Source organism: Magnetovibrio sp. (genome assembly GCF_036568125.1).
Lineage (GTDB): Bacteria > Pseudomonadota > Alphaproteobacteria > Rhodospirillales > Magnetovibrionaceae > Magnetovibrio.
Window position 1 is genome coordinate 118,110 of record NZ_DATCTF010000014.1, and the last position, 22,194, is coordinate 140,303.

Consider the following 22,194-nt stretch of genomic DNA (forward strand, 5'->3'; position numbering starts at 1 on the left):
TCGCAAACTGGGGATAACTATGCACGACGCCGCCGTTCAGATTGTCTATGTCACCGCCGCCAACCGCGACGAGGCGCTGGCCATCGCCAAAGCCGTGGTCGGCGAACATTTGGCCGCCTGCGCAAATATCGTGGAGCGCGTTACCTCTGTGTACTGGTGGCAGGGTGCGGTGCAGGAAGATAGCGAATGCGTCCTGATCCTCAAAACGCGCCGCGCCTTGGTTGACGATCTCAGCGTCCGCGTCAAAGCGCTGCACAGTTATGAGTGCCCTTGTGTGGTGGCCCTGAGCATCGACGGCGGAAGCCAGGAGTATCTCAATTGGATTGTCAACGAAACGTCACAAACCACTTAATTTTCAGACTAACGGGAAACCGTATCCGAAATTTCACGTGCGGTGCGCGCGGCTTCTTCATCGCTTTCGTCGAACCCGCGCTGAATCGATTGCGCCAGCGGTTTCAAGAGATCGATATCTTTGTGCGCGGGAAAATCACCGGCATCGAGAATGCGCTGGGTCACGTTGATCAGCGATTTACACAGCTCGCCGACATGTTCGAACTTGGTTCCGACCATCCGTCGCGAAATATCTTCGCCAACGAACAATAGCCGTTCCAACGATTTCGTCGTCGCCTCATCCGGCGCGCCGAAGGTCATAGCCGGAACGATGCGTTCGACCAGCCACGTGATCTGATGCGAATGGCGATCGAGTTTTTCCAGATTGACCTTTTTAATGCAGGCATCGATTTGCGCCTGGATTTGGTTGATGTCCGTACTGCCTTCGCCCAGCGCCTTGGCGCGCAACGTGTTGGGAACCTCGATGGGGTCGATTTTCACGCCGCGGTCATGGTCCGCACCCGGCTTGCGCCGATCGGGTCCGATATAGCCACTGGTCACCACAAAGGGTTTGCGAGATTTGATCAGTGCCTTGATGCGCTGCAACAACTGCCCAGCCGAAAGCGGCTTGGTGATCATGTCGTCCGCCCCCGACTGCACGATTGCACGCACATCTTCAGTGGTGGGCGACCATGTGGTGACGATCACCGGCAAAAACGGATTGGAGCCAACATCGTGATGGCGCAGGCCGTAAATGAAGGCGTTGAGGTTTCCGTCTTCGAGCTTAAGGTCGGAAATCAACAAATCGGGCATGCCGATGCGCATCTTCGTCTCGATATCAGCCATACCGCTGCCCACGGTGACGTGACGAAAACCGTTATCAATCAGAATATTACGCATGGTGGTTCGCACCACCCGGTCTGGATCGATAAGCAAAATATCGATCCGATCAAAAGACAATTTTTCCATCTCAAGCCCAGTTCGTCTTTTTATTGGGCCCTCAAAGCACTTTCGGTTTCATCGCTCTAAGGCGCTGTTTTCCCCGACCCCGATTCTTATAGTAAATCAACTGGCTAAGTCACGCCAGCCCGCCGATATGCGTCGTCATACTAAAGTAAATCTAAACTGCCAGTCGCACGCTCGCCAGTGCCTGTGCGGCGATACCTTCGCCACGCCCGGTGAACCCCAAACCTTCCGTGGTGGTGGCTTTTACCGAAACGCGATCCTCGTCAACGTTCAAGATATCGGCCACTTTCGTAACCATAGCTGTGCGGTGGGGGCCGATTTTCGGCGCTTCGCAAATCAACGTGATGTCGACATTGACGATCTCGCCGCCCCGTTCACGAATCAATCGGGCCGCATGGCTTGCGAATTGATCCGACGACGCGCCTTTCCACTGTGCATCGGAAGGCGGGAAATGCTGGCCGATATCGCCCGCGCCAACGGTCCCCAGCAAGGCGTCCGTCAAGGCATGCAGGGCAACGTCGGCGTCGGAATGACCGACCAAGCCCTGGCTGTGCGGAATTTCGATCCCACACAAGGTGACAAACGTGCCGTCACCCAAACGGTGCACATCGAAGCCTTGGGCGGTGCGGGTTTCGCCGTGGGCGGCGAGTAAGCGTTCTGCGCGCATCAGGTCCTCTTGGGTGGTGATTTTGAAATTGTCTTCTGCCCCCGGCGTCAAGGCAATGTCGAGACCGATGCGTTCCAGCAACTGGGTGTCGTCGGTAAGTTCTTGGCCGGCGAATTGTTCGTGGGCTTTGAGGATATCTTCAAACCGAAAGCCCTGCGGTGTTTGCGCCCGGTACAAGCCTTCGCGCGGAACGGTATCTTCGATCAGCCCGTCGCGGCCGCGTTTCAGGGTATCGGCCACGACAACACAGGGCAAGGCGCCGGGTTGCGTGTCGAGCGCGGCGATCACGCCGTCGATCAGCGCCGCACTGGCGAACGGGCGGGCGGCGTCGTGGATCAGGACCTTGTCGGGCTTAGCATCACAAAGACTTTGAAGCCCCAGGCGTACCGAGTCTTGGCGGGTCGCACCGCCGTTCACAGGGGCGAGCAGGGGCAACCCCTGTACTGCGTCCTCATACAAATCACGGTCATCGGGGTGAATGACGCAGCCGACCGCATCCACGGCGGGATGGGATATCAAACGCATGAGCGTGTGGCGCAGCACCGTGCGCGCGCCCAACTTGGCGTATTGTTTGGGCAGATCCCCGCCAAAGCGCCGTCCACGCCCCGCGGCGACCACCAGCGCTACCGTCTTGACCATATCGATACGACCTCAAAACCTTTCATTCCGGGCGCTTAAGCTAACACCACAACAATCGCGGCGGTATCATTTTCCCAACCATTTCACTTGCATCTTAACCTCTTTAAGGCAAACAATGCGGCCATGTCACAAACCGTCGCCTACAACCTGATCGCCATTTTCTCGCTGCTGCCCGCGGCCCTGGTCGTGCACCGCAAGGATGCCAGCGCCGATCACGCCCATTGGGCCGCCATCATCTTAGGCGTCATGGGCACCGGCGTGTGGGCCTTGGCGCAAACGTCCGGACAATGGCAGGCGGGGCTCAGCGCCGCGTTATGGGTCACCGTCGCCGTGACCATGGCGTTGTTCGCCATGCTGTCGTGGTCGGTCAAGGAATCGTGGCGCCTGACACCGTTGATCGCCCCCTACATGATGGCCATTGGCGCGTTCGGTCTGATTTGGACCCACGCCACGCAGCACGGCTTGCAGACCGGTAAAATGGACGGCTGGGTTGTTTTGCACATCGGCGTTTCTGTGGTCACCTACGGTTTGGTGACCATAGCCGCCGTGGCCGCGCTGGCGGCTTTTTTGCAGGAACGCGCGTTGAAGTCCAAGCGCCCGACCAAACTCACCCACAAACTGCCTTCGGTGGCCGATTGCGAATTTCTCACCGTGCGGCTGTTGGGCTGGGGCGAAGGTATCTTGGGGCTCGGACTGGTCACTGGCATGGCGGCAGAATACCAAGCCAATGGTCAGTTTTTGGTGTTCGATCACAAGACCGTGCTAAGCGTCTCGACCTTTGTGGTCATCGGCGCCTTGTTATATGCGCATCACAAAACCGGCATGCGCGGGCGTAAAGCGGCGCGCATCGTGCTGCTGGCTTATCTGCTGCTGACGTTGGGGTATCTCGGCGTCAAAGTGGTCACCGACGTGTTGCTGGCCTGATTCCATCCCATTCGCCCATATTTTCTACACTCTCGCTGTACAACAGCTTGCATTTTTGCGCGTTTTGCACAATAAATGGGCACCAATCGCCCGACATTCACATAAACGTAAGACACCCCGAATTATGAGCTATTCCATCGGCCCCGTCGAACTGAGCAGCAACGTCATGCTGGCCCCCATGGCCGGCGTCACCGACATGCCGTATCGCCGTCTGGTCAAATCGTTCGGTGTGGGCTTGGTGGTATCGGAAATGATCGCCTCCAAGGCGATGATTTACGCCAACAAAAAGACTTTGCGCATGTCGAGCGCCTGCGCCGACGAATACCCGATGTCGGTGCAACTGGCGGGCACCAACCCCGAGGACGTCGCCGAAGCGGCGAAGCTCAATGAAGACCGCGGCGCGGCGATCATCGACCTCAACATGGGTTGTCCGGCGAAAAAAGTGGTCAATCACTATTCGGGCTCGGCGTTGATGAGGGACGAACTGCTGGCCGGGCGGATCATGGAGGCCGCCGTCAAGGCCGTGAGCCTGCCGGTGACCTTGAAAATGCGCACCGGCTGGGACGACGACAACCGCAACGCCCCCAATTTGGCCCGGATCGCCCAAGAGTGCGGCATTCAATCGCTTGTGGTCCACGGTCGCACCCGCTGTCAGATGTATCGCGGCCATGCCGATTGGGACTTCATCGGCGAGGTCAAGAACGCCGTCAAGATCCCGGTGACCGGCAACGGCGACGTCAACACCTTGGACGACGCAGCCGAGCTGCTCGAACGTTCCGGCGCGGACGGGGTGATGATCGGGCGCGGCACTTACGGCCGACCGTGGTTTCCGTCGCAAGTCGCGCACTTTCTCAAGACCGGCGAGCGGTTGCCCGATCCGAGCTTGGAAGAACAGATGAACATCATCCTGGGCCATTACGACGCGATGCAGTCGCATTACGGCACCGATCTGGGTATTCGCAACATGCGCAAGCATATTGCTTGGTATTCCAAAGGCTTGCCGGGTTCGGCTGAATTCCGCGCGTCCATCTTCACCTGCACGAATAGTGAAAGCGTGGTGAATTATGTGCGCGCCTTTTTCGAGCCGCTGATCGAACGCGGATTTACACCCGAACCCAAAAGCAAGGCGGCGTAAATGGGCAAACCCGCCCTCAAAAAAAATCCTTTTAGCGGCGCGGGGGTGAACATCGAACCCGGCGCGATCCTCAATGCGCTGGGCACGGCGGTGATGGTGATTTCTGCTGATGACCGGCTGTTGTACGCCAACGCGGCGGCGGAACAGCTGTTCGCCCGTAGCCGTTCCAGTCTGGCGCGGGCGTCGATTAACACGTTGTTGCCCACCAGCAGTCCCATTTTTGAACTGATCCATCAAGTGCGCGGCGGCATGAGCGCCATTACCGAACACGGTGTGGTGCTCGACACGCCGAAAACCGGACAGCGGCTGGTCAACGTCCAGGCCGCGCCCATGGTCGAGGTTCCGGATGCCGTGGTGTTGACGTTTCAAGAACGCTCCATCGCCGATCAGATCGATCATCGCTTGACCCACCGCGACGCCACCCGGACCATAGCCGCGATGTCGGCAATGATGGCCCACGAGGTCAAAAACCCCTTATCCGGCATCCGTGGCGCGGCGCAATTGTTGGAAACCGGCGCCAACGAAGCCGACCAGGAACTCACCCGCCTGATCCAGGACGAAGTCGACCGCATTAAGGAGTTGGTCGAACGCATGGAGGTGTTCTCCGAAAGTGCGCCGATCAAGGCCGGGCCGGTGAACATTCACCAAGTGCTCGACCGGGTGCGCCGCATCGCCGAAAACGGCTTTGGCCGTCATGTTCACTTCATCGCCGAATACGATCCGTCGTTGCCGCCGGTGTCGGGCAACCGGGACCAACTGATCCAAGTGTTCTTGAACTTGATCAAAAACGCCTGTGAGGCGGTGCCTCATGAAAACGGCGTTGTGCACATGAAAACCGCCTACCAGCACGGTGTGCGCTTCGCCATGCCGGGCTCGCAAAGCCGCGTCCACCTGCCGCTGGCCATCACCATTTGCGACAATGGCCCAGGTGTTGCTCCTGAAATGCAAGACCACATGTTCGACCCGTTCGTCACCACCAAGGCGAAGGGCAGTGGCCTTGGATTGGCGTTGGTGTCCAAAATTGTCGGCGACAACGGCGGCGTGATCGATTTCAAAAGCGATCCGGGCCGCACCGAATTCCGCATTCTTTTGCCCATGTCCAAAGAACCGTTGCCACTCGAAGACATGAACGGCGCCCCCGGCGCCAACCCGGCACCGTCTCACGGCGATATTGTGTAAGGAACACCGACGCATGACCGCAGGCTCAACCATTCTCATCGCCGACGACGATGCATCCATTCGCACCGTGCTCGAACAGGCCCTGACCCGGGCGGGTTATGAAGTGCGCACCACTTCCAACGCTGCGACGTTGTGGAAATGGGTTTCCGACGGCTTGGGCGATTTGGTGATCACGGATGTGGTGATGCCGGATGAAAACGGCCTCGACTTGGTGCCGCGCATTCTGAAAATCAGGCCCAACCTGCGCATCATCGTCATGAGCGCGCAAACGACAATTTTGACGGCGGTGAAAGCGACCGAACGCGGCGCGTTTGAATATCTACCAAAACCTTTTGATATCAAAGAATTGGTGTCTGTTGTTCAGCGTGGACTTGAAGCCTCTAAACCATCAAGGCAGACCAGCATACACCCCGACGACGAAGAAGAATTGCCATTGATCGGGCGTTCCACGGCGATGCAGGCGATCTACCGCTCCATCGCCCGGCTGATGCAGACCGACTTATCGGTGATCATCAGTGGCGAGTCCGGTACCGGCAAGGAACTGGTGGCCCGAGCGCTGCACGATTACGGCGCGCGGCGCAACAAACCGTTCGTCGCCGTCAACATGGCCGCCATTCCGCGCGACTTGATCGAATCTGAGCTGTTCGGCCACGAAAAGGGCTCGTTCACTGGCGCCACCAACCGCAGCGCAGGGCGCTTCGAACAAGCCCAGGGTGGCACGCTGTTTTTGGACGAAATCGGCGACATGCCGTTGGAAGCGCAAACCCGTTTGCTGCGCGTTCTGCAAGAAGGCGAGTACACCACGGTGGGTGGACGCACCCCGATCAAAACCAACGTGCGCATCATCGCCGCCACCCACCGCGACCTAAAGCAATTGATTCGTCAGGGCGTTTTCCGCGAGGATTTGTATTTCCGCCTGAACGTCGCACCGGTGCGCCTGCCGCCGTTGCGCGAACGGTCCGAAGACGTGCCCGAATTGATCCGCCATTTCCTGGCCCAAGCGGCATCGGAAGGACTGCCGTGGAAAACCATCGCGCCGGCTGCCATGGAGCGTCTCAAGCGCCACACCTGGCCAGGCAACGTGCGCGAGTTGGAGAATATGGTCAAACGCCTGGCGGCGCTGTGCGCCGAAGAAGAGGTTGGCCTCGACACCATCGAGATGGAATTGGCCGAAGCCCCGGCCAGCATGCCCGAAAACGACGGCGGCGGCTTGGCCCAATCGGTCGAACGCCATATGAAGTCATACTTCGCCGCCCACGGCGACAGCCTGCCGTCGCCGGGCCTGTATGACCGCATCCTGCGCGAAGTGGAACGCCCGTTGCTGCAATTGACCTTGGATGCCACGCGCGGCAACCAGGTGCGCGCCGCCGACCTATTGGGCTTGAACCGCAACACCTTACGCAAGAAAATCCGCGAACTCGATATCCCCGTTGTCCGGGGCGGGGCGAAATAGGGCCCGATCCATGCCGCCGAAAGGGCGAATATGAACGAGAAGTCCGCAAATTCGATGGGCGCATTTTCCGTTGCTGTGCGTAAAAAGCTGTCGCAACTGCTCGTCAGCCGTCGCTTGGCGTTCTTGCTGGCCGCCAGCGCGATCGTATCGGGTATCGCCACGTTCGGTCTGCTGACGGGCACCTCGACGGGGACCGGCACGCCCGATCCGCAAAAATTGCAGGCTTTGTTGGCGGCCGACTTGGTGATTTTGCTGTCCTTGGCCTTGGTCATCACCCAGCGCACGGTGGGCATGTGGGTGCAGCGCCGTCGCGGCATGGCGGGATCGGCCCTGCATGTGCGTATGGTGGTGATGTTTTCGCTGCTGGCGGTCACCCCGGCCATCTTGGTAACCATCTTTGCCGCGCTGTTTCTCAATTTCGGCTTCAATTCGTGGTTTTCCGAGCGTGTGCGCACGGCGGTCGACGCCTCCCAAGCGGTGGCCGGCGCCTATTTCGACGAACACATTCAAAACATTCGCGCCGACGTGCTGGCGATGGCCAACGATCTCAACCGTGATCAGGCCTTGCTCACCGCCAATCCGCGCCTGTTGGCGCGCGCGCTGTCCAACCATTCGATCGAGCGCAATCTGACTGAAGCCACGGTGCTCGACGGCAGCGGCACGATCATGGCGCGTTCGCAGTATTCGATGCTGTCGCTGGGTGTCGGCGAAATGCCGCCGGGGGCGATCGAGCGCGCCGATCACGGTGAACTGGTGATCTTGACAGCCCCCAACGCCGACCAAGTCCGAGCACTGGTGCGCCTGGAACGTTACATCAGCGCCTATCTGCTGGTGGGGCGTTTTGTCGACGCTAAGGTTCTGGCGAACATGGAAAGCGTGCGCGAGGCTTCGCAAACCTATCTGCGCCTGGAAGAAAGCAGCGGCAAGATCCAGATCACCTTCGTCGCCATTTTCGCCATGGTATCGCTGCTCTTGCTGCTGGCGGCGGTGTGGATCGGCATGACCTTGGCCAACCAAATGGCGCGGCCCATTTCACGACTGATCGAAGCGGCCGAACAGGTCTCGTCCGGCGATCTCACCCAGCGGGTGCTGGTCGACGACACCATCGGCGAGGTCGGCACCTTGTCGAAAGCCTTCAATGACATGACAGGGCGTCTGGCCGAACAGCAAGACGGTCTGATGCAGATGAACCGCAAGCTCGATGAGCGCCGTCGCTTCACCGAAACCGTGTTGGCGGGCGTATCGGCCGGCGTGGTCGGCTTGGACGGGGAAGGGCGCATCAATCTGCCCAATCGCACCGCCAGTTTGTTGCTGGGCACCGATCTGCAAGACGTGTGCGGGCGCTATTTGGCGCAAATCGTGCCGGAAATGTCCGAGGTCCTGGCCGAAGCCATGGACCGCCCGGACCGGGTGGCGAGAGCCGAAATCACCGTCACCCGCGACGGTCACTCCCGCACCTTGATCGTCACCATCGCCGCCGAGCAATTGGAAGGCGACGTGTTCGGTTACGTTTTGACCTTCGACGACATCACCGAATTGCAGTCCGCGCAGCGAAAGGCCGCCTGGTCGGGCGTGGCGCGGCGCATCGCGCATGAAATCAAAAATCCGCTGACCCCGATCCAATTGGCGGCGGAACGCCTGAAACGCAAATACCTTAAGCAAATCAAGGAAGACCCTGAAACCTTTGTGACCTGCACCGAAACCATCATTCGCCAAGTCGAAGATCTCGGCCGCATGGTCGATGAGTTTTCGTCCTTTTCGCGCATGCCCCAGGCGGTGTTGAAACTGGAAAACCTGTCCGAAATTTGCCGCCAATCACTGTTTTTGGAAAAGAACCGCTCGACCGGGATTGTGGTGGAAGACCACATGCCCGAAACGGATGTCAAAATCCTCTGCGACGCCCAACAGGTCGCCCGGGTTCTCACCAATATTTTAAAAAATGCCGCCGAATCGGTCTCCGAACGCATGGAACGCGAAGGCGGTGACGCAGCCATTGGGTGGATTCGCTTCTCTCTGAGCCCACAAGAAACACCCCGCGGCACACGCGTCGCCATCGTCGTGGAAGACAACGGCACCGGGCTGCCGGAAACCGATTTGGCCCAGTTGACCGAACCTTACGTCACCACCCGCGCCAAAGGCACCGGTCTGGGGCTAGCGATTGTAAAGAAAATCATGGAAGATCACGGGGGTGATCTGATACTTGAAAATAGACGTGAAGGGGGCGCCCGTGCGACCCTGATCTTCCCGCAGCAAGACGACGCGCACCAACAACCGGCCGCCGATCTGGCCCAAGCGAGTGAGTAGAGAGTTTCATGGGGCAAGATATCCTCATCGTTGACGACGAAGCGGACATCCGCGCACTGGTTGCCGGCATCTTGGAGGATGAAGGTTTCCAGCCGCGCGAGGCCGCAAGCGACACCCAGGCACTGGAACTGATCGAGATGCGCCGTCCGAACTTGGTGCTGCTCGACATCTGGCTGCAAGGCAGCCAAATGGACGGTCTGCAAATCCTCACCGCCGTCAAAAAACGCCACCCCAGCCTGCCGGTGGTGATGATGAGTGGACACGGCACCATCGAGACCGCGGTCAAGGCGCTGAAGGACGGCGCTTACGATTTCATTCAAAAGCCTTTCAAGGCCGACCGTCTGGTGTTGGTGGTGGAACGCGCCATCGAAGCAGCGCGCCTCAAGCGCGAAAACGAAGAACTGCGTCTGCGCACTGACGCCGACGATAATCTGATCGGTGCCTCGTCGGTGATTTCGCATGTCCGTCAAGCCGTAGAACGCGTCGCCCCGGCCAATTCCCGGGTTCTGATCACCGGCCCCAGCGGCTGCGGTAAAGAGGTCGTGGCGCGCATGCTGCATGATCGCTCTGTGCGTTCCGCAGGGCCGTTCGTGGTGGTCAACTGCGCCACCATGGAACCGGATCGCCTGGAAATCGAACTGTTCGGCACCGAAACCCCGGCCGAAGACGGCGAAGGCGGCCGCAAGGTCGGCTATTTTGAGGCCGCCCACACCGGCACACTGTTTCTCGACGAAGTCACGGACATGCCGCTCGAAACCCAAGGCAAGATCGTGCGCGTGCTGCAAGAACAGATCTTCGAACGCGTCGGCGGGACCACTAAAGTCGAAGTCGATGTGCGTGTGGTCGCCAGCGCCACCCGCGACATTCAGGCCGAAATCGCCGCGGGGCATTTTCGTGAAGATTTGTTCTACCGCCTCTCGGTGGTGCCCATCGCGGTGCCGCCGCTCAAGTCGCGCTGCGAGGACATCCCGATGCTGGCGTCGCATTTCATCGCGCAAGCATCGCGCAGATCCGGTCAGCCGGGACGGCGACTTTCCGAAGACGCCATCGCCGCGCTGCAAGCCTACGACTGGCCGGGCAACGTGCGCGAACTGAAAAACATCATCGAAAGGCTGCTGATTATGGCGCCGGGTGGCAGCAACGACCCCATCCGCGCCGAAAATCTACCCAGTGAGCTGATCACCGGCAACGTCGCCGCAGCCACCATGAACGGCGGCAGCGAAGTCATGGGACTGCCGCTCAAGCAAGCGCGCGAAGCGTTCGAGCGCGACTACCTGCTCGCCCAGGTGGCACGGTTTGGCGGCAACATTTCGCGCACGGCTGAATTCGTCGGCATGGAACGTTCGGCCTTGCATCGCAAACTGAAATCACTGGGTCTGACCGGCGAAGAAATGACGAAAAAAAGCGGATAATCGATTTTTTTCCATAAATCGGGTATGCGTGTCTTCGAACAAATGAGGGGAAGGTAACTTCCATGAAAGTGATCGTGTGCGGCGCAGGGCAGGTGGGTTTCCACATCGCCCAACATTTGTCGCGTGAAAACAACGACGTAACAGTTATCGACCAGTCTCCGGAACTGGTCCGGCGCATTTCGGACACCTTGGACGTGCAAGGCGTGATCGGCCATGCCTCACGCCCCGACGTGTTGGAGCGCGCCGGTACTGCCGACGCCGACATGATCATCGCCGTGACCGCCGCCGACGAAGCCAACATGGTCGCGTGTCAGGTGGCGCATTCTCTGTTCGGGGTCCCGACCAAGATCGCGCGCATTCGCGCCCAGGCTTATTTGCAGCCTATGTGGGCGAACCTGTTTTCGCGCGAACACATGCCCATCGACGTGATCATCTCACCGGAAATCGAGGTTGCCCGCGCCATTCAGCGGCGTCTGACGGTACCCGGCGCGTTCGAAATGATCCCGCTGGTGGGCGGCAAGGTGAAGCTGCTGGGCGTGCGCTGCGGCAAAGCCTGCCCGTTGCTGAACACCCCCTTGCGCCAGATCAACCAGTTGTTCCCGGATTTGTCGATCACCGTCATCGGCATCGTGCGCGACGGCGACTTCATGGTGCCCGATGCCGACAGTCAAATGCAGCCCGGCGACAGCGTCTATTTCGTAGCCGATGCTGAAAAACAGGACCGCGCCATGGCCGCGTTCGGCCACGACGAGCAAGAAGCCCGCCGTTTGGTGATCTTCGGCGGCGGCAACATCGGCCTGTTCCTGGCCGAAGAGCTGGAAAGTTCGGAAAGCAAGCTCAACGTCAAGCTGATCGAATGGAACGCGGAGCGCGCAAGTCTGTGCGCCAGCCGCCTGAAGCGGACCATGGTCATCCAGGGCGATGTGCTCGACACCCAGATCATGGACGAAGCCAACGTGGCGATGACCGAAACCATCATCGCGGTCACCAACGACGACGAAAACAACATTTTGTCGTCGCTGCTGGCCAAACGCGAGGGGGCTGCACGGGCCATCACGCTGATCAACAAGGGCGAATACGAAAGCCTGATCGGTTCGTTGGGTATCGACGTGGTGGTCGATCCGCGCAACATCACCGTTTCGACCATCATCCAACACGTGCGCCGGGGCCGCATTCATTCCGTGCACACGCTGGGCGAGGGCTTCGGCGAACTGATCGAGGCCGAGGCGCTGCAAACCTCGCCGATGGTCGGCAAACCGCTGAAAGAAGCCGACTTGCCCGAAGGCATGGTGATCGGCGCGGTGGTCCGCGGCGACGAGGTCATCAGTCCGCGCGGCAACACCATCATTCAAGCCAAAGACCGTGTCGTGGTGTTCGCCACCAGCGACATCATCGCCCAGGTGGAAAAAATGTTCTCCGTCCAGCTCGAGTATTTCTAGAATGTCGATCTCATACGTGAACGGTCTCTATGTGCCGCATCGCGACGCCAGCGTTCACATCGAAGACCGCGGCTTTCAGTTCGCCGATGCGATTTACGAAGTTTTCGCGGTGCAAAAGGGCCGCCTGATCGACGAAGAGGGGCACCTGGACCGCATGCAGCGGTCCTTGGACGAAATCTCCATCCCCATGCCGATGAGCCGCGCCGCGTTGAAACTGGTCATGCGCCAATTGTTGCGCGTCAACCGCATCCGTTATGGCGGCTTGTATTTGCAAATCAGCCGCGGCGTCGCGCCACGCGATTTCCCCGCACCGGCCGGATTGACGCCAACCCTGGTGATGACGGTCACGCGCCTCAAGCCGTTCGATCCCCAAGCCGCGCTCAAAGGGGTGCGCGTCATCACCGCACCCGACATCCGCTGGAAACGCTGCGATATCAAGACCGTACAGCTTCTTGCGGGCGTCATGTACAAGACCTCCGCCCATGCCCAAGGGGCGGCGGAAGCGTGGCTTTTGGATGACAACGGCTTCATCACAGAAGGCTCGTCGTCCAACGCCTGGATCGTCACGGCCAACGGCGAACTGCTGACCCGCCACACCGACCATGCCATCTTGGGCGGCATCACCCGCCAAACGGTTCTGAAACTGGCGGCGGACAATGGCCTCAAATATCTCGAACGGGCGTTCAGCCTCGATGAAGCCAAGGCCGCGCGCGAAGCATTCACCACCTCGTCGACGGTGATGGTGCGTCCCGTCACGCACATCGACGACAGCCAAATCGGCGACGGCGCCTGCGGCCCGTTCTGCCGACAACTCATCGCGCTCTACGGCGCCTACTTGGGCCAGGACACGTCAACATGAACGACACACCCAACAGCCGCCCCAAGGCGATCATTTTCGACTGGGATAACACCTTGGTCGACAGCTGGCTGATCATTCGCGACGCGCTTAACGCGACCTTCGCCGAATACGACCTGCCGCCTTGGTCTCTCGATGAAACCAAGGTGCGCGTCGCCAAGTCCATGCGCGACAGCTTTCCCGAATTGTTCGGCGACGCTTGGGAAGCGGCGGGCAAGACCTTCTACGGACACTTCGAATCCATTCACCTGGATCGCTTGACGCCCTTGGACAATGCGGCCGAAGCGCTCGAACAGTTGTCCACGCTCGGCATCTATCTCGGCGTGGTCAGCAACAAAACCGGCAAATTGCTGCGCGCCGAAGCCAAGCAGTTGGGCTGGGACAAGCTTTTCGGGCAAATCGTCGGCGCCACCGACGCGCCGCGCGACAAACCGGCCGCCGACCCGGTGATCATGGCGCTTGCCGGCAGCGGTATCGAACTGGGACCCGACGTGTGGTTCGCCGGCGATGCGCGCATCGACATGGAATGCGCCTTGAATGCGGGCTGCACACCGGTCTTGGTGCGTCCCGAACCGCCCGCCAACGGTGAGTTCGCGGGGGCCGATCCGGCGCTCTATCTGGACACACCTCTAGGGCTTTCCAATTTCGCCAAGAACCTGTAATATCTGCGCTTCCATCTGGGGGGGCCTTTACACGGGGGCGCAAAAGAGGGGCAAAAAGCCTTTCATGTGTCATTCGAAACTCTGGCCTACATGGGAAAAATAATGGCACGGATTCCAATTCCGGAGGGTCCGTGCTGATAATCGAAAATAAGGAAGCAACCATGGCTTCGGAAAAGTCTCAAAACGTTCAAGACGTGTTTCTCAACCACATCCGCAAACAGAAGACCCCCGTCACCGTATTTCTGGTGAACGGCGTCAAACTGCAAGGCATCGTCACGTGGTTCGACAATTTTTCGGTGCTTTTGCGCCGGGACGGGCATACCCAGCTTGTTTACAAGCACGCCATTTCCACCATCATGCCGTCGCAGCCGATACAGCTCTTCGAGCCGGATGCGGGCGACAGCGAAGATTGATGCATCTTGTCTAGTCACTCCGTGGGTGGGTCCGACGGCTCCGGGGGGGAGACAGACGACGACGATAAGATGATCGACGACGCCTTGGGGGAGGACGGCGACGATTTCGCGCGCGACGACTTGGCGCGCGAAGGTTACGGTCATGAAGACTTCGCCCGCGGCGAACGCTGCCTGGTCATCCATCCTTATCTGAAATCCGCCGCACGCAAGAGTGACGGCGCGGGTGCACGTGCGCCCGAAGCGCGGCTGGCGGAAATCGTCGGCCTCGCCGAAGCCATCGAACTGAATATCGTCGCCACCGAAGTCGTCGCCTTGAGCGGCCTGAAGCCCGGCACCTTCTTCGGCAAGGGCACCATGGAACGCTTAGGGACCATCATCAATGGGCGCGATGTCGGGGTGGTGATCATCGACACCCAATTGGGCCCCGTGCAGCAGCGCAACCTGGAGCGAGCTTGGAACTGCAAGGTTCTGGATCGCACCGGCATTATTTTGGAAATTTTCGGCGAACGCGCGCGCACCAAGGAAGGGCGCCTGCAGGTCGATTTGGCGCACATGACCTATCAGCGTTCGCGCCTGGTGCGCTCTTGGACCCACTTGGAACGCCAACGCGGCGGCGCGGGCTTCATGGGCGGTCCCGGCGAAACCCAAATCGAAGTCGATCGCCGCTTGATCGATCAACGCATCGACAAGCTGAAACGGTTGTTGAAAGACGTCAAACGCACCCGCGAACTGCACCGCAAGGCGCGCCGCAAGGTGCCGTATCCGATCGTCGCGCTGGTGGGCTATACCAACGCCGGTAAATCGACGCTGTTCAATCGCTTGACCAGCTCGGACGTGTTCGTCAAAGACCAATTGTTCGCGACCTTGGACCCGACCATGCGCACCTTGGCGCTGCCGTCGGGCAAGAACATCATTCTGTCCGATACCGTCGGTTTCATTTCCGACCTACCGCACGAATTGGTCGAAGCCTTCCACGCCACCTTGGAAGAGGTCTTGGAAGCGCAAGTGATCGTGCATGTGCGCGACATGTCCCACCCCGATACCGAGGCGCAAAAAGCCGACGTTGACGTGGTTTTGAAAAGCCTCGGTCTCGACGACGAAAAAATCAGCCGTACGCAGATCGAAGTGCGCAACAAGTGCGATCTGCTCGATGCCGAAGAGCACGAACTGCAATCCAACATCGCCCGGCGCGCCGACAGCCCGGTGGTGTTGATTTCGGCGGTGACGGGCGAGGGGGTCGATCAGTTTCTCAACCTTCTCGAAGGCCAGCTGTCCCAGAACGAAGAAACCCTCTCGGTGGTGCTGAAGGCCCATGAGGGTAAATTGCAGTCATGGCTTTACACCCATGGCGAGGTGCTCGATCGCGTCGATGACGAACACGGCGTTCATCTGACGGTGCGCCTGGAACCGGCCAACGCGCGCCGCTTCGAACAGCTCCAAGCCAAAAGCTAAATCCCGTTTCGATCTCACATAAAGGCCACGGCTGCATACCTGCAGCCGTGGCCTTTGTTTCATGCCTCACACATAACGCGCTCTTTCCGATTTTCTGCACGTTTCGCATTGACTTCGCTTATCTACTAGTAGATAATAAATGGGTCTTCTTTGATCAACCCAGAAGGGGCGAAAGGACAGATCAATGGCCACGGCAGACGCACAACGCAAATGGCGCGACAAGCATCGCTTCGTGAAATCGCAATTGAACGTCATGGCGCGAAAGATCACCCATGACGGATTGAAGGAAATATCCGAAACCTTCGGCTTGCACGGCAAGGCGGAGGCCGTCGCCTTTTGCGCCTATGTGGTGCGGGCGATGAAGCAAAAGGGCGATCGGGATGCGGCGACGTATCTGTATCTCGACGCCTTGAAAGCCGGTTTCAAACGCGACCGGGATATCTTTTCGCCATAAAGACCACCGCCACGCCATAAGAACACTTGTGTGGAGGTCGCTGATGACGAAAAATGACGCCATGGACGCTTTGGTGCACGATGTAGAACAATTGCTTCGCCATGTTGGCGAGCAGGAAATTCTGACGCGCTTCAACCAACTGCAACGCCACGAAATTCAAACCAAGGACCGTCCCGGCGACGTCGTCACGACCGCCGACCTCGAAGCGGAAAATCGCTTGCGCGAAGGCTTGGGCAAATTGCTGCCCGACAGCTTCGTCCTTGGCGAAGAAGACTGCTATCGCAACCCCGACATCATTCACCGCTTGACCGGCGATCAGCCCGTGTGGGTCGTCGACCCGCTGGACGGCACCAACAACTTCGCCAAGGGCAAGCCGTGTTTCGCCATGATCTGCGCGCTGATCGAAGGCGGACAGACGCAAATGGGCTGGATCTACGATCCTGTAGCCGGGGTGTGCGCCACCGCGCGGCGCGGGGAAGGGGTCTACCTGGCAGGGCAGCACATATCCATCGAATCGCCCAACACCATCGAAGACATGACCGGATCGCTCGGCGACGGCATTCGCAAACGCATCAAAGAGCGTAAGGCCAAGGGCGAACAAGGATTGCCTCAGCATTTGGTGCGCTACCATTGCTGCGGGCGCGAGTACCTTGATCTGCTGTTGGGTAAGATCCATTTCGCCCTTTATGGCGGACGTCTGATGCCGTGGGATCACGCCGCAGGCACGTTGATGATCGAAGAAGCCTGTGGGTTTGCGCGCATGGGCGAGGGCAAGGGCGCTTACAATCCGGCGCGCATCAGCAACGGCAAGCATCTTTTGATGACGCCCAACGAACGCACCTTCGATGCTTTGCATCAGGTTCTGTTCAAGGACCAAGACATCTCTTAAACTGCCCGTCATCTTTCACTTCCCCAATTCTCGTAAGGAGCACCCGCATGAAAACCGCGTTTCTCGGCCTTGGCGTCATGGGCTATCACATGGCCGGCTATCTGCAAAAAGCCGGACACGACACCACGGTCTACAACCGTACCGCGGCCAAGAGCGAAAAGTGGGTGGCGGAATTTGGCGGATCGAAGGCCGACACGCCGGCAGCTGCGGTCGATGGTGCGGACATCGTGTTCGCCTGCGTCGGCAACGACAACGACCTGCGCGCCGTGGTGTTGGGTGAAAACGGCGCTTACGGCGGCATGAAATCGGGCTCGATCTTCGTCGACAACACCACTGCGTCCGCCGAAGTCGCGCGCGAGCTCTACGCGGCGGGCAAGGAACGCGGCGTCAGCTTCATCGACGCGCCCGTGTCCGGCGGCGAGGCCGGGGCGATCAACGGCGCGTTGACGGTGATGTGCGGCGGCGACGCGGACGCCTTCGCCACCGCCCAACCGGTGATCGACACATTTTCGCGCGCGGTCACCTTGATGGGCCCCAGCGGCAGCGGCCAGCTGACCAAAATGGTCAACCAGGTGTGCATCGCGGGTGCGTTGCAGGGCTTGGCCGAAGCGCTCAATTTCTCCGAAATGGCGGGGCTCGACAGCAAGTTGGTGCTCGACGTCATTTCTAAAGGCGCGGCGCAATCGTGGCAGATGGACAACCGCGGCACCACCATGGTCGACGACAAGTTCGATTTTGGCTTCGCCGTGGACTGGATGCGCAAGGATCTCGGCATCGTGCTGGCGGAAGCCGAAAATAATGGCGCGCAAATGCCCGTCACCGCGTTGGTCGACCAGTTCTACAAAGACGTTCAGGCCATGGGTGGCAATCGCTGGGACACCTCAAGCCTGATCCGCCGCCTCAAGCGTTAATTCTTGCGCCCTCAGGGCTTGGGCCTAGTCTGACCGACAAAGATGTAGCCATATCCGCGCACGGCCTGAATGAATTGAGGGCTGTGCGCATTTGGTTCGATCTTTTGACGGATTTGACGGATGTACACATCGATGGCTCTGGGGGAAGGACCGTCGCCCCCTTGCGCGATGACGTCGAGCAAATCGCCCCTCGACAGCGCTTTGCCCGGTTTGAGCGCTAAGGCCGATAAGATGTTGAATTCGCTTATAGTAAGCGGAACGATTGTACCGTCAGGTCGATCCAGTGAACGACGATTTAGGTCCAACCGCATATCACCGATCTGGATGCGCTGCTCATCTTCGGCGTTGGCGGATGTTCTGCGTCGCGGGTGATTGTAACGAAGCAGGTTCTTGACCCGCAGTCGCAACTCGTAAGGATCGAACGGTTTGGTGATGAAGTCGTTAACCCCGATCTCCAAGGCGGAAATCAACCGCTCATGAGACTGATCGCCAGTCAAAACGATGATTGGGACATCGTCACGAGCACGGATTTGCCGAGCCAACGCCAGTCCGTCCTCATCTGGAAGACCCAAATCCAAAATCACCAAATCAACGCGATCCGATTTGAGAACAGTGTGCATATCCAGTCCGGTCTCGACCTGCGTGGTGCGCACACTGAATTCTTCCTTGACCAGAAATGAGACCATGGCTTGGATCATTTCGTCATCATCAACAATGAGAACGTGCTGTTTCATCGCAAACTTTCAGAAGGAGTGGACAGTTCTAACATATTCCTAACATTTTACACATTATATCCAAACAATACATCTCCATACTCATGATGGCCCGTAACTCCAACCGTTGCCCCGATGCGCCCCCCGCGCACAAAAGAGAGGATGTCATGAGAACACTCACCTTTACCCTGGATACGCAAACCGGTTCCGACGCCATGGCGCCTGCCACCGTCACCATCACAGAACAAGACGATGGGACGTTATCGTTCACTGTGTCCAACGAAGGCGACGGCGACAACTTGATCGGCGACTTGCGCGGCCTTTTTTTCGACGTCTCTGACGACTTGTTGCTTGGCACACTGAATGTAAACGGTGACGATGTGACGGAAGTCAATCAAAGCGGAGAGGTTTCCAACTTGGGCGGCGGCAGCACCTCCAGCGGTGTACCTGACAGCCCTTATGAAATCGGTGTGGAAATTGGCACGCCGGGTCAAGCCGGTGACGACATACAAACCACGACCTTCATCCTGTCATCCTCTCTGCGTGGCCTGACCTTGGACGATTTGGCGTTGGAAAGCTTTACCGTGCGGCAAACCTCCGTCGGGATCGTCAACGGCGACCGTTCCGCGTCCGACAAGCTCTATGGCGACGCACCTTACCCTGTTAACGCCATCGACGATGCTCTTGCAGTAGACGAAGACCAAACCCTAATCGCGAACCTCTTCGCCAACGATATTGATCTCGACGCACCAGATAACAACAACGACGGCATAGCCGATATGACCGTCACGGCAATCAACGACAATGGCGTACTGGTGGGACAATCCATTGAATTGGCCCAAGGCGTTTCTTTCGTTGTGAGCGGGAACGGAACCATCGAGATCGATGCCCGGGATGCCGACTACCTGTCCTTCGGCGAAGAGATCTCACAAACCTACACCTACAGCGTTTATGACGGAAACGGCGGCAGCGACGACGCGCAGTTCACAGTGACCGTCACCGGTGTCAACGATGATCCGACGGCGATTTCGGATACCAACGCGACCGATGAGCAAACCGTGATCCGCGGCAATGTTCTCGACAACGACAGCGACATCGACCGGTTGGACACCATTTCAGTTGCATCGGTGAATGGTGATCAAGCCAACATCGGCGCAAAGACAATACTGGAATCAGGTGCATTGCTGACCATGTATGCCGATGGCAGCTACGATTACGACCCCAACGGTGCCTTCAACGGACTAAACGATGGGGACAGCGCACAGGACAGTTTCACCTATGAAATCGTGGATAATCATGGCGCGGTTTCAACGGCTACGGTGAATATCGACATCAGCGGCATTGGCGGCACCGTCGGCGATCCACTGGATGGCGATCATTTCGGAACCTTCACCAACAAAAAAGGCACCGCAGAGCATGAGGTTTCGAACATCGTGCTCTATCTGAAAGATGACGTTGACGCCTTCACCAAAGTGAAGATCGACGGCTGGTATGGCGGCGAAACGGATCTAGACGACGTCAACCTGAGCGGTTTTTTGAACGAAAACTACAGCGAATACGATCTGTTCGCCGTATCCATCAAGGCCGGCAACAACCACAACCGCGATCTCGGCCCCGGGGAAGGTCAATTGTTCTTGCTCGATGGCGACGAAGACATCGACTACGTCGCGGGCACAGACGCGCCTGAATCCATGTCACACGATGTCTTGGAAGCACACGCCGACATCACCCTTCAATACAGCAGCGACTTGTTCAGCTAATTCGTCGGTCGGGTTCAGTGGCTTTGCAATCAGAAGATTGCAAGCACTGAACTTGACCGCGATAGCGCTACTCGATGATGAACACCGCGCGTGGGCGCGGGCTCATGATCGAGGCGATATCCCACACCAGCCACTTGAAACGCGGATCGCGGGGATCTTTCTTTTCACTGGTGGCGTTGTGGCTTTTGACCGGCAAATCGGTTTTGACGCGGATCTGGCCTTGCATGCCCAAGCCCATCTGCTGAATGCGTTGACGGTTTTCCTTGGTGATGGATTTGCCTTCAAGAACGATATAGCCCGAATTTTCCACGTATTTGAGCTGGAAAATCAATTCGTTACGGCGGATGAACGTGACGGTCTTGGCCTTCAAAAGATCGCCGGCGCGTTCCCATTTCACGCGGAAGTGGCCTTCGCGGTAGTACTGGTATTCCTTGGTGCTGGCGTCGCGAGCGAAATCGCGTTCGATCACCGCCATCTTTTCTTTTTCTTCGGCCGGTGAAATCTTGCCGTCCTTGAGCCCGCGATAGAGGTCCACATCGGCCAAGTAACCGTCGAACTTCATCGAGTAGTAGCCCGCCTTGTCGAGTTCGATTTCCGCATCGAAGCGCGCCGGAAGATAGCACGACGCCAACACGACAGTGGCGGCGGCTAAGGAAAGGGCTTTGCCCGCGAACGCTTTGAAATTCATTTTAAACATGATCCTATGATGGCGAGAAAGCGCCCAATCGCAAGCCTAATCTTGTACCTGCTTGGCCTGATCCCACAAGCGGTCCAATTCTTCAAGCGCGGTGTCTTCGACGGTGCGCTCTTGGCTCCACAATGTGCGTTCAATGTGGCCGAAACGTGTTTCGAAGCGACCGTTGGCGTGACGCAACGCGGTTTCCGGATCGATGTCGAGCTTGCGCGCCAAATTCACGCACGTGAACAGCAAATCGCCGACCTCGTGCTCCATGGCAGGGCGGTCGCCGCGCGCGACTTCGGCTTCCAGTTCACCCAGTTCCTCGCGAAACTTGTCGAATACCGGTTGGACGTCCGACCAATCGAATCCCACCCGGGCGGCGCGTTTTTGCAGCTTGGCGGCGCGCATCAAGGCCGGCAGGCCGGGGCTGACGTCGTCGAGCGCACCGTGACGCGCGCCATTGGTGTCCGTGGCCGCCTTGGCTTTGCGTTCCTCGGCTTTAAGCGCTTCCCAATTGACGGTCTGGGCCTCGGCGTCGTCGATGCCGGTTTGCGAGCCGAACACATGGGGGTGGCGGCGAACCATCTTGTCGGTGATGGCGGCGGCGATGTCGTGAAAATCGAACGCGCCTTGCTCCTTGGCCATTTGGGCGTAGAACACCACCTGAAACAGCAAATCGCCCAACTCGTCCTTCAAATGCGCCATGTCGCCGTGATCGATGGCGTCGGCGACCTCGTAGGCCTCTTCGATGGTGTGCGGCGCAATGGTGGCGAAGGTCTGTTCCAGATCCCAAGGGCAACCGCCCTCAGGCGAACGCAATCGCGCCATCAACTGCAACAAACCGTCGAGATCGGAGCTGGGTAGGGGTGATTTTGTCATGGGGCGAATTATGACCTCACTTTACGCAAATCGAAACCCATAACCTTGCGCGGCGTACCGATCTATTGCTTTGAAGCC

21 protein-coding genes are annotated in these 22,194 nt (G+C 58.6%); 16 read left to right on the forward strand and 5 right to left on the reverse strand.

Annotated elements, in window-relative coordinates:
- Positions 1 to 19 precede the first annotated feature (19 nt).
- Positions 20 to 352 carry a divalent-cation tolerance protein CutA gene (gene cutA, locus VIN96_RS12310; RefSeq protein WP_331896524.1) on the forward strand — a complete coding sequence of 111 codons (333 nt, stop codon included), beginning with the start codon at positions 20 to 22 and terminating at the stop codon, positions 350 to 352.
- A gap of 8 nt (positions 353 to 360) precedes the next feature.
- Here the strand turns inward: cutA and VIN96_RS12315 are convergent, their stop codons facing one another.
- Both VIN96_RS12315 and VIN96_RS12320 read right to left on the reverse strand, forming a co-directional pair.
- Positions 361 to 1,299, reverse strand: coding sequence for a response regulator (locus VIN96_RS12315; RefSeq protein ID WP_331896525.1), 939 nt, complete (start codon positions 1,297 to 1,299; stop codon positions 361 to 363).
- 151 nt (positions 1,300 to 1,450) lie between these two features.
- Entirely contained in the window at positions 1,451 to 2,602 is a 1,152-nt protein-coding gene (locus VIN96_RS12320) for a bifunctional 2-C-methyl-D-erythritol 4-phosphate cytidylyltransferase/2-C-methyl-D-erythritol 2,4-cyclodiphosphate synthase (protein WP_331896526.1), read from the reverse strand.
- Between the two features lie 123 nt (positions 2,603 to 2,725).
- Between VIN96_RS12320 and VIN96_RS12325 the strand changes: the two genes are divergently transcribed.
- From VIN96_RS12325 to VIN96_RS12390, 14 genes are all read left to right on the forward strand, one after another.
- The gene (locus VIN96_RS12325; protein ID WP_331896527.1) at positions 2,726 to 3,526 is read left to right on the forward strand and encodes a cytochrome C assembly family protein; all 801 of its coding nucleotides are present in this window, start codon (positions 2,726 to 2,728) and stop codon (positions 3,524 to 3,526) included.
- 124 nt (positions 3,527 to 3,650) lie between these two features.
- On the forward strand, positions 3,651 to 4,661 hold the full coding sequence (gene dusB / locus VIN96_RS12330) for a tRNA dihydrouridine synthase DusB (RefSeq protein ID WP_331896528.1): 1,011 nt from the start codon (positions 3,651 to 3,653) through the stop codon (positions 4,659 to 4,661).
- On the forward strand, positions 4,662 to 5,840 hold the full coding sequence (locus VIN96_RS12335) for a two-component system sensor histidine kinase NtrB (RefSeq protein WP_331896529.1): 1,179 nt from the start codon (positions 4,662 to 4,664) through the stop codon (positions 5,838 to 5,840).
- Between the two features lie 13 nt (positions 5,841 to 5,853).
- A complete protein-coding gene (ntrC, locus tag VIN96_RS12340) occupies positions 5,854 to 7,293 on the forward strand; it encodes a nitrogen regulation protein NR(I) (protein ID WP_331896530.1) in 1,440 nt (479 codons plus the stop codon).
- A 30-nt stretch (positions 7,294 to 7,323) separates the two neighbouring features.
- Positions 7,324 to 9,597, forward strand: a complete 2,274-nt coding sequence (locus tag VIN96_RS12345; RefSeq protein ID WP_331896531.1) for a PAS domain-containing sensor histidine kinase — start codon at positions 7,324 to 7,326, stop codon at positions 9,595 to 9,597.
- A gap of 8 nt (positions 9,598 to 9,605) precedes the next feature.
- Positions 9,606 to 11,009: a sigma-54 dependent transcriptional regulator gene (locus VIN96_RS12350; protein WP_331896532.1), complete on the forward strand. Its 1,404-nt coding sequence runs from the start codon at positions 9,606 to 9,608 to the stop codon at positions 11,007 to 11,009.
- A 62-nt stretch (positions 11,010 to 11,071) separates the two neighbouring features.
- A complete protein-coding gene (gene trkA, locus VIN96_RS12355) occupies positions 11,072 to 12,448 on the forward strand; it encodes a Trk system potassium transporter TrkA (RefSeq protein ID WP_331896533.1) in 1,377 nt (458 codons plus the stop codon).
- A gap of 1 nt (position 12,449) precedes the next feature.
- Positions 12,450 to 13,307 carry a D-amino-acid transaminase gene (locus VIN96_RS12360; RefSeq protein WP_331896534.1) on the forward strand — a complete coding sequence of 286 codons (858 nt, stop codon included), beginning with the start codon at positions 12,450 to 12,452 and terminating at the stop codon, positions 13,305 to 13,307.
- The gene (locus VIN96_RS12365) at positions 13,304 to 13,966 is read left to right on the forward strand and encodes an HAD family hydrolase (protein ID WP_331896535.1); all 663 of its coding nucleotides are present in this window, start codon (positions 13,304 to 13,306) and stop codon (positions 13,964 to 13,966) included. The genes VIN96_RS12360 and VIN96_RS12365 overlap by 4 nt, the downstream gene beginning before the upstream one ends.
- A 161-nt stretch (positions 13,967 to 14,127) precedes the next feature.
- Positions 14,128 to 14,379, forward strand: a complete 252-nt coding sequence (hfq, locus tag VIN96_RS12370) for an RNA chaperone Hfq (RefSeq protein WP_331896536.1) — start codon at positions 14,128 to 14,130, stop codon at positions 14,377 to 14,379.
- A 6-nt stretch (positions 14,380 to 14,385) separates the two neighbouring features.
- Complete coding sequence (hflX, locus tag VIN96_RS12375; protein WP_331896537.1) at positions 14,386 to 15,831, forward strand: GTPase HflX; 1,446 nt, start codon at positions 14,386 to 14,388, stop codon at positions 15,829 to 15,831.
- A 184-nt stretch (positions 15,832 to 16,015) separates the two neighbouring features.
- Positions 16,016 to 16,285: a hypothetical protein gene (locus VIN96_RS12380; RefSeq protein WP_331896538.1), complete on the forward strand. Its 270-nt coding sequence runs from the start codon at positions 16,016 to 16,018 to the stop codon at positions 16,283 to 16,285.
- 43 nt (positions 16,286 to 16,328) lie between these two features.
- Positions 16,329 to 17,174, forward strand: a complete 846-nt coding sequence (locus VIN96_RS12385) for an inositol monophosphatase family protein (protein WP_331896539.1) — start codon at positions 16,329 to 16,331, stop codon at positions 17,172 to 17,174.
- Between the two features lie 47 nt (positions 17,175 to 17,221).
- On the forward strand, positions 17,222 to 18,085 hold the full coding sequence (locus tag VIN96_RS12390) for an NAD(P)-dependent oxidoreductase (protein ID WP_331896540.1): 864 nt from the start codon (positions 17,222 to 17,224) through the stop codon (positions 18,083 to 18,085).
- An 11-nt stretch (positions 18,086 to 18,096) separates the two neighbouring features.
- Here the strand turns inward: VIN96_RS12390 and VIN96_RS12395 are convergent, their stop codons facing one another.
- The gene (locus VIN96_RS12395) at positions 18,097 to 18,819 is read right to left on the reverse strand and encodes a response regulator transcription factor (protein WP_331896541.1); all 723 of its coding nucleotides are present in this window, start codon (positions 18,817 to 18,819) and stop codon (positions 18,097 to 18,099) included.
- Between the two features lie 146 nt (positions 18,820 to 18,965).
- On the opposite strand from VIN96_RS12395, the gene VIN96_RS12400 reads away from it, so the two are divergent.
- Positions 18,966 to 20,558 carry an Ig-like domain-containing protein gene (locus VIN96_RS12400; protein WP_331896542.1) on the forward strand — a complete coding sequence of 531 codons (1,593 nt, stop codon included), beginning with the start codon at positions 18,966 to 18,968 and terminating at the stop codon, positions 20,556 to 20,558.
- Between the two features lie 67 nt (positions 20,559 to 20,625).
- On the opposite strand, the gene VIN96_RS12405 is transcribed toward VIN96_RS12400, so the two are convergent.
- Positions 20,626 to 21,246: a hypothetical protein gene (locus VIN96_RS12405; protein WP_331896543.1), complete on the reverse strand. Its 621-nt coding sequence runs from the start codon at positions 21,244 to 21,246 to the stop codon at positions 20,626 to 20,628.
- Between the two features lie 45 nt (positions 21,247 to 21,291).
- Positions 21,292 to 22,116, reverse strand: coding sequence for a nucleoside triphosphate pyrophosphohydrolase (gene mazG / locus VIN96_RS12410; protein WP_331896544.1), 825 nt, complete (start codon positions 22,114 to 22,116; stop codon positions 21,292 to 21,294).
- Positions 22,117 to 22,194 lie beyond the last annotated feature (78 nt).

What these genes read in the sequence shown, in the direction of transcription:
- mazG (WP_331896544.1), bottom strand. Translation starts at nt 22,116, where the DNA reads ATGACAAAATCACCCCTACCCAGCTCCGATCTCGACGGTTTGTTGCAG.
- VIN96_RS12315 (WP_331896525.1), bottom strand. Translation starts at nt 1,299, where the DNA reads ATGGAAAAATTGTCTTTTGATCGGATCGATATTTTGCTTATCGATCCA.
- VIN96_RS12400 (WP_331896542.1), top strand. Translation starts at nt 18,966, where the DNA reads ATGAGAACACTCACCTTTACCCTGGATACGCAAACCGGTTCCGACGCC.
- VIN96_RS12335 (WP_331896529.1), top strand. Translation starts at nt 4,662, where the DNA reads ATGGGCAAACCCGCCCTCAAAAAAAATCCTTTTAGCGGCGCGGGGGTG.
- VIN96_RS12380 (WP_331896538.1), top strand. Translation starts at nt 16,016, where the DNA reads ATGGCCACGGCAGACGCACAACGCAAATGGCGCGACAAGCATCGCTTC.
- trkA (WP_331896533.1), top strand. Translation starts at nt 11,072, where the DNA reads ATGAAAGTGATCGTGTGCGGCGCAGGGCAGGTGGGTTTCCACATCGCC.
- VIN96_RS12360 (WP_331896534.1), top strand. Translation starts at nt 12,450, where the DNA reads ATGTCGATCTCATACGTGAACGGTCTCTATGTGCCGCATCGCGACGCC.
- VIN96_RS12390 (WP_331896540.1), top strand. Translation starts at nt 17,222, where the DNA reads ATGAAAACCGCGTTTCTCGGCCTTGGCGTCATGGGCTATCACATGGCC.
- dusB (WP_331896528.1), top strand. Translation starts at nt 3,651, where the DNA reads ATGAGCTATTCCATCGGCCCCGTCGAACTGAGCAGCAACGTCATGCTG.
- VIN96_RS12345 (WP_331896531.1), top strand. Translation starts at nt 7,324, where the DNA reads ATGAACGAGAAGTCCGCAAATTCGATGGGCGCATTTTCCGTTGCTGTG.
- VIN96_RS12365 (WP_331896535.1), top strand. Translation starts at nt 13,304, where the DNA reads ATGAACGACACACCCAACAGCCGCCCCAAGGCGATCATTTTCGACTGG.
- VIN96_RS12325 (WP_331896527.1), top strand. Translation starts at nt 2,726, where the DNA reads ATGTCACAAACCGTCGCCTACAACCTGATCGCCATTTTCTCGCTGCTG.
- cutA (WP_331896524.1), top strand. Translation starts at nt 20, where the DNA reads ATGCACGACGCCGCCGTTCAGATTGTCTATGTCACCGCCGCCAACCGC.
- VIN96_RS12395 (WP_331896541.1), bottom strand. Translation starts at nt 18,819, where the DNA reads ATGAAACAGCACGTTCTCATTGTTGATGATGACGAAATGATCCAAGCC.
- ntrC (WP_331896530.1), top strand. Translation starts at nt 5,854, where the DNA reads ATGACCGCAGGCTCAACCATTCTCATCGCCGACGACGATGCATCCATT.
- VIN96_RS12350 (WP_331896532.1), top strand. Translation starts at nt 9,606, where the DNA reads ATGGGGCAAGATATCCTCATCGTTGACGACGAAGCGGACATCCGCGCA.
- VIN96_RS12405 (WP_331896543.1), bottom strand. Translation starts at nt 21,246, where the DNA reads ATGAATTTCAAAGCGTTCGCGGGCAAAGCCCTTTCCTTAGCCGCCGCC.
- VIN96_RS12320 (WP_331896526.1), bottom strand. Translation starts at nt 2,602, where the DNA reads ATGGTCAAGACGGTAGCGCTGGTGGTCGCCGCGGGGCGTGGACGGCGC.
- hfq (WP_331896536.1), top strand. Translation starts at nt 14,128, where the DNA reads ATGGCTTCGGAAAAGTCTCAAAACGTTCAAGACGTGTTTCTCAACCAC.
- VIN96_RS12385 (WP_331896539.1), top strand. Translation starts at nt 16,329, where the DNA reads ATGACGAAAAATGACGCCATGGACGCTTTGGTGCACGATGTAGAACAA.